At 72.8% G+C, this 1,208-nt stretch carries 1 protein-coding gene; it reads right to left on the bottom strand.

Annotated elements, in window-relative coordinates; genetic code table 11:
* Positions 1 to 116: 116 nt before the first annotated feature.
* Positions 117 to 1,208 (bottom strand): S1C family serine protease (locus AC2W7G_RS16775; protein ID WP_485869441.1); only part of this gene is annotated, 1,092 nt, incomplete at its 5' end.

Here is a 1,208-nt window from a genome sequence, read left to right as displayed (position 1 = left end):
GTCCGCGAGCTCGACGGGCAGCACGCAGCGCCGCGCCCTCGACGACGCCTGACCCGCACCCACGACGAGGGGCGACGACCGGGTGGTCGTCGGCCCCTCGCGTCGGGCGGGCTCGCTCAGCTGGACAGGTCGCCGCCGTCGGAGTCCAGGGTCACGGTCGTCGTCTGCGTCTTGCCGTCGCGGACGTACGTCACCTCGACCTTGTCGCCGGGCTGGAAGCCGCGGATGGCCGCCACCAGCGCGTCGGAGCTGGCCACCGGGTTCTTGCCGACCGCGGTGATGATGTCGCCGACCTCGAGCCCGGCGTCGTCGCCCGCGCTGCCCTTCGTGACCTCGCGGATCTCGGCGCCGACGGTCGTGATGCCGTCGGACTCGACCGCCGCCGTCACGGTGACGCCGATGCGGGCGTGCTCGACCTTCTTGCCCTCGACGAGCTGCGACGCGACGTTCTTGGCCAGGTCGATCGGGATGGCGAAGCCCAGGCCGATCGAGCCGGACTCGCCGCCCGAGCTGGTGCGGATCGCCGAGTTGATGCCGATGACGCGGCCGTCGAGGTCGACGAGCGGGCCGCCGGAGTTGCCCGGGTTGATCGCCGCGTCCGTCTGCACCGCGGGGAACACCGTGCTGTTGGAGCCGCTGGCGTCCGCGGACGTGACCGGCCGGTTGAGCGCCGACACGATGCCGCTGGTGACCGTGGACTCCAGGCCGTACGGCGAGCCGATGGCGACGACCTCCTGGCCGACGCGCAGCGCCTCGGAGCTGCCCAGCGTCGCCGGCGTCAGGCCGCTCTTGCCCTCGGCCTTGATGACGGCGAGGTCGGTCTTGGGGTCGCGGCCCATGATCTCGGCCTTGGCCAGCGAGCCGTCGTCGAAGGAGACGGTGATGGTGCCGCCGTCCGCCGCCGACTCGATGACGTGGTTGTTGGTCAGGATCTCGCCGTCGCTGCTAAGGATGACGCCGGTGCCCGTGCCGGACGCGTTGCCGCCGCCGACGTTGATCTGGACGACCGACGGCATGACCGCCGCGGCGACCTTCTCGACCGTGCCCGCGGGCAGGTCGGAGGACTCGGCCTTCTGGTCCAGCGAGCTGATCGTCGGGCTGGTCGAGCCCTCGTCGCCGTTCGCGTACAGGGCGGCGCCGCCGAAGCCGGCGGCCGCGCCGACGATGGCCGCACCGACCAGGCCGGCCACCAGCAGGCGTCCGCGGCG

This window comes from Aeromicrobium sp. PFPM2_SD2 (assembly GCF_057364525.1).
Note: the sequence above shows the minus strand (reverse complement) of the source record. Positions and strands in the feature narration are given on the sequence as shown.